This is a genomic window from Mycobacterium sp. (genome assembly GCF_019247615.1).
Taxonomy (GTDB): Bacteria; Actinomycetota; Actinomycetes; order Mycobacteriales; family Mycobacteriaceae; genus Mycobacterium.
The window spans coordinates 1-4,435 of sequence record NZ_JAFBAT010000142.1; the positions used below are offsets into that span (position 1 = coordinate 1).

At 66.4% G+C, this 4,435-nt stretch carries 6 protein-coding genes; 3 read left to right on the forward strand and 3 right to left on the reverse strand.

What is annotated here, in order from left to right; genetic code table 11:
• On the forward strand, positions 1–479 hold a 479-nt coding region (hsaB, locus tag JO059_RS09555), incomplete at its 5' end, for a 3-hydroxy-9,10-secoandrosta-1,3,5(10)-triene-9,17-dione monooxygenase reductase subunit (protein ID WP_293316061.1).
• A 64-nt stretch (positions 480–543) separates the two neighbouring features.
• Positions 544–1,383 (forward strand): CHAD domain-containing protein, encoded by an 840-nt coding sequence (locus JO059_RS09560; protein ID WP_293316063.1) that lies wholly within the window; start codon positions 544–546, stop codon positions 1,381–1,383.
• A 35-nt stretch (positions 1,384–1,418) separates the two neighbouring features.
• Here JO059_RS09560 and JO059_RS09565 read toward each other — a convergent pair whose 3' ends face one another.
• A complete protein-coding gene (locus JO059_RS09565; RefSeq protein WP_293316065.1) occupies positions 1,419–1,892 on the reverse strand; it encodes a hypothetical protein in 474 nt (157 codons plus the stop codon).
• A 137-nt stretch (positions 1,893–2,029) separates the two neighbouring features.
• Here JO059_RS09565 and JO059_RS09570 point away from each other — a divergent pair, with 137 nt between their 5' ends.
• Entirely contained in the window at positions 2,030–2,860 is an 831-nt protein-coding gene (locus JO059_RS09570) for an arylamine N-acetyltransferase (RefSeq protein ID WP_293316067.1), read from the forward strand.
• Here the strand turns inward: JO059_RS09570 and JO059_RS09575 are convergent.
• The gene (locus JO059_RS09575; RefSeq protein WP_293316069.1) at positions 2,857–4,023 is read right to left on the reverse strand and encodes a pyridoxal phosphate-dependent aminotransferase; all 1,167 of its coding nucleotides are present in this window, start codon (positions 4,021–4,023) and stop codon (positions 2,857–2,859) included. The two genes, JO059_RS09570 and JO059_RS09575, sit on opposite strands and share 4 nt — an antisense overlap.
• The coding region (locus JO059_RS09580) for an acyl-CoA dehydrogenase family protein (protein WP_293316071.1) at positions 4,020–4,435 on the reverse strand (416 nt) is incomplete at its 5' end. The genes JO059_RS09575 and JO059_RS09580, both read right to left, overlap by 4 nt.

A 4,435-nucleotide genomic window follows, 5' to 3' on the forward strand; every position in this document is an offset into this window, starting at 1 on the left:
TCGGCTTTGCCTGTCAGTCTTTCGCTGCGCTGTCGCTGGAGCCGCCCCTCGTGCTGTTCTGCCCGACGAAGGTCTCGCGGTCGTTCCAGGCGATCCAGGCCAGCGGCCGGTTCTGCGTCAATGTCCTGACCGAGAAGCAGAAGGACGTGTCGGCCCGATTCGGGTCGAAGGAACCCGACAAGTTCGCGGGCATCGACTGGCGCCCTTCAGAACTGGGTTCGCCGATCATCGACGGGTCGCTGGCCCACATCGACTGCACCGTGGCGTCGGTGCACGACGGCGGGGATCACTTCGTGGTGTTCGGCGCCGTCAACTCGCTCGCTGAGTTTGTTTCCGAGGCGCCGAAGATCAAGCCGCGGCCGCTGCTGTTCTATCGCGGCGAATACACCGGCATAGAACCGGACAAGACGACGCCCGCGCAATGGCGCGACGACCTGGAAGCGTTCCTCACCGCGACCACGCAGGACACCTGGCTGTAGATGTTTCCGCTCGCTCGGCGGACCGATGTTTGACCCCGGCGCATCTTCGGGAATGCAGTGTCCTATGCGCTCCTCAGCCACCCGGGCGTTGACGGAGTATCTCAACGCTCAGATCGACCAGATAGCGGACGGCGACACGAAACTGCGTCGCGGCCAAGATCCCATTCACGACACCCGGGTGGCCATCCGGCGGCTCCGCAGCACGCTGCGAGTCTTCGGCAAGGTGTTGGACGCGTCTCGGATCGGTGACATGGACGCCGAACTCAAATGGTTCGCCGGGCTGCTCGGCGAGGTACGCGACTGCCAAGTGCAGCAGAGCCGGTTCAGCGAGGCGCTTGACGGCATGCCCGAAGAGCTGGTCCTTGGTCCCGTCGAGTCGCGGATCCGCACCGACATGCGAGCCGTCGAGTTGCCGGCCCGCAAACGGGTCGCCGAAGCCATGGCTTCCGAGCGCTACCACGCGATGATGGCCACGCTGCTGGAATGGCGCACCGACGCGCCCCTCACAGGAGTGGTCTCGGCGGACAACTTGCGCAAGCATGCCCGTCGTGCACGGCGCAAGGCGGATCGGCGGTTGGCCGCGGCCCTGCAACCGGGCGACTCCGGGAAAGCTGCCATGCTGCACCGGGCGCGAAAGGCCGCCAAGCGCGCTCGCTACGCCGGCGAACTATGCAGGCCGTTGGGGAACGCCAAGCGCGCAAGACGAACCATCAAGCACTACAAGCACATTCAGACCTTGCTCGGTGACCATCAGGACACCGCGGTCGCGGCGCAAGCACTCCGCAGGATGGGACTGGCGGCCGGAACCACGGTGGGGGAGAACGGCTTCACCTACGGCATGCTCTATGCCCGCGAACAAGAAATCGCCCGCGAATGCCGGCAACGGGTTCGTCAACTCGTGTAATCCGCCGCTGAACGCGACCGAAACCTCAGGGCCCTTCAGGACGACGGCCGATAATTGGCGTCGCGGTAGTTGTCGGTCGCGGGTTCGCGGAGCTCCTCACTCCACGCCTCGTCACGACCTTGATGTTGATCACGCCCCTGCTCCGGCGTCTCGTGCTGTTCCCGACGAACCGATGGGTCAATGCTGTCGGCTCGCTTCAGCTGTTCCTCGAGCTGCTCACGCGATGCCGCCACGTCGCTGTGGTGCGTCGCCGCGCGCTCCTGCAGCCTGGCTGCTTCGGCGGCCTTGGCCTCCGCCTCGGCCTGTGCAGCGCGGGCCTTGGCCGCCGTCTCATCGGCGAGCGCCTGGCGTCGTTCGACCCTCGAGGTCTCCAGCCTGGCCTGCTCGCGGATCTCTTCGGCCTGCCGCATGCGGCGCCGACGCGTTGCTCTGCTGGCCGCAAAGATCAGCAAGGCGATCAACAGGACTGCCGCGGCCACGGCAATCACAATCCAAAAGCTGGTGCTCATCGGGCGCTCCGTAGGTAGATCGATATGTGTGGTGCTTGGCCTGTCTTATGGCTCTACTAGCCGGTTGCCCATGTTCGGCACATATAAAACAAGCCACAAAAAGACAAGCGCTAGGCGGCGACGGGAAGAATGGGCGCATGACGCTGGATCTGCAGGCATATTTCGACCGGATCGAATATCGCGGTGTTCCCGAGCCCAACCTCGCTGCGCTGCAGGATCTGGTGACGGCGCACCTGGAAACGATCCCGTTCGAAAACCTGGATCCGCTCATGGGCATGCCGGTCGACGACCTGAGCCCGAAGGCCCTTGTCGACAAGCTGGTTCATCGGCGGCGGGGCGGCTACTGCTACGAGCACAACGGGCTGATGGGCTATGTCCTCGCCGAGGTGGGCTTTCGGGTGCGGTGGCTCGGCGGTCGAGTCGTCTGGATGCGCCCGCCCGACGCACCCGTTCCCGCACAGGCGCACACGCTCCTGACGGTAACGTTTCCCGGCTCTCGGGGTTCATACCTCGTCGACGTCGGCTTCGGCGGCCAGACGCCGACCTCGCCCATCCGGATCGAAACCGGCACCGTGCAACAGACGACTCACGGGCCGTACCGATTGGAGGACCGCGGCGATGGGCTGGTGCTGCAGGCGCTGGTTCGAGGCGAGTGGTCGCCGCTCTACGAATTCGCCACGCGGACCGAGCCGGCTATCGATCGCAATGTCGGAAGCTGGTTCGTGTCGACGCACCCCGCCTCGGAGTTCGTGACCGCCCTGATGGCCGCGCGGATCACCGACGAGGCCCGGCTGAACCTGCGCGGCCGCGACCTGACCATCCACCGTGCCGACGCGAGCGAAAAGATCCGCCTGGACGACGCGGGCGCCGTCGTCGACGCCCTCATCGACCGGTTCGGTATCAACATAGCTGATACGGGTGAGCGCGCTGCGCTCGAAGCCCGCATCGACGCGGTTATCGGCGTTTAGCGGCTGGCGAGCCACGGCCCGATTCGCCGCAGGGCCTCCTCGATGTCGTCGGTCGGTCCGGCGAAGGAGAGCCGGACGAACGAACTCCCGCGGCCGGTATCGAAGTCGATGCCCGGCGCGATGGCAACGCCGGTGTCGGCCAACAGCTTTGAGCAGAAGCCGAGCGAGTCGTCGGTAAAGTCCGAGACATCGGCGTAAACATAGAAGGCACCGTCGGTGGGCGCCAACCGCTCGATGCCGATGCGGCGCAGGCCGTCGAGCAGCCGCGAGCGGTTGACCCGGTAGTGCTCCAGGTTGCCGTCGGCCTCGGCGGTCGCTTCCGGGGTGAAGGCAGCCACCGCGGCGATCTGGGACAGGACCGGCGGGCAGATGGTGAAGTTGCCGGTCAGGCAATCCACCGCTCGCCGAAGTTCAGGTGGCACCAGCAGCCACCCCAGCCGCCAGCCGGTCATCGCATAATACTTCGAAAAGCTGTTGACCACCACCGCGTTTCGCGACGTTTGCCAGGCACAGCTGGTTTCAGGTGCCCCCTGGTAGACCAGCCCGTGGTACACCTCGTCGCTGATCAGCCGCGCCCCGGAGGCCTCGCACCAGTGCGCGATCGCGGCCAGCTCCTCCGGGGGAATGACCGTTCCCGTGGGGTTGGCCGGGCTGGCGACGACGACGCCCCGCACCGGCGGGTCGAGCTCGGCGAGCATGCCGGCGGTGGGCTGAAATCGCGTCTGCGGTCCGCACGGGATGTCCACCACCTCACACCCCAACGCGGACAGGATGTTTCGGTAACACGGATACCCGGGGCTGGCCAGCGCGACGCGGTCGCCCACGTCGAAGCATGCCAGAAAGGCCAGCAGGAAACCGCCCGAGGAGCCGGTGGTCACGACGACCGCGTCCGGCTCGACGTCGATGCCGTATAGGCGCTGGTAATTAGCGGCGATCGCGGCCCGCAGCTCGGGAATGCCCAGTGCCACGGTGTAACCGAGCTGGTTGAGATGCAGGGCCGCGGCCGCCGCAGCCCGCACCGGCTCCGGCGCGCCCGCGCTGGGCTGGCCCGCCGACAGGTTCACCAGATCTCCATGGCTGCGCTGGCGTTCGGCGGCGGCCAGCCAAACGTCCATCACGTAGAACGGCGGTATACCGGCGCGCAGCGCGACGGCGGCGCTCACGAATGGATCACTTCCGATTCCAGCCCACGCAACAGCTCTCGCGGCGGCGCCAGTAGTTGAGCGCTGCCATGCGCGCGCTTGAAATACAGGTGCATGTCGTGTTCCCAGGTGATCGCGATGCCCCCATGGAGCTGGATGCCTTCGGCGGCAACGGCGCACAGCGCCTCGCAGGCGGCCACCCGCGCGGTGGCGGCATTGGTGGGAGTGGGCTGGTCGCAGGCGTCGGACACGACGGCCTTGGCCGCTTCCACCGCGACATAGAGGTCGGCCATCCGGTGCTTGAGCGCCTGAAAGCTGCCGATCGGACGCCCGAATTGCACTCGGTTCTTGGTGTATTCGACGGTCAGTTCCAGACACCGTTCAGCGGCGCCGATCTGTTCGGCGGCCAACAGGATCGCCGCGGTGTGCGCAA

What these genes read in the sequence shown, in the direction of transcription:
- JO059_RS09570 (WP_293316067.1), top strand. Translation starts at nt 2,030, where the DNA reads ATGACGCTGGATCTGCAGGCATATTTCGACCGGATCGAATATCGCGGT.
- JO059_RS09565 (WP_293316065.1), bottom strand. Translation starts at nt 1,892, where the DNA reads ATGAGCACCAGCTTTTGGATTGTGATTGCCGTGGCCGCGGCAGTCCTG.
- JO059_RS09560 (WP_293316063.1), top strand. Translation starts at nt 544, where the DNA reads ATGCGCTCCTCAGCCACCCGGGCGTTGACGGAGTATCTCAACGCTCAG.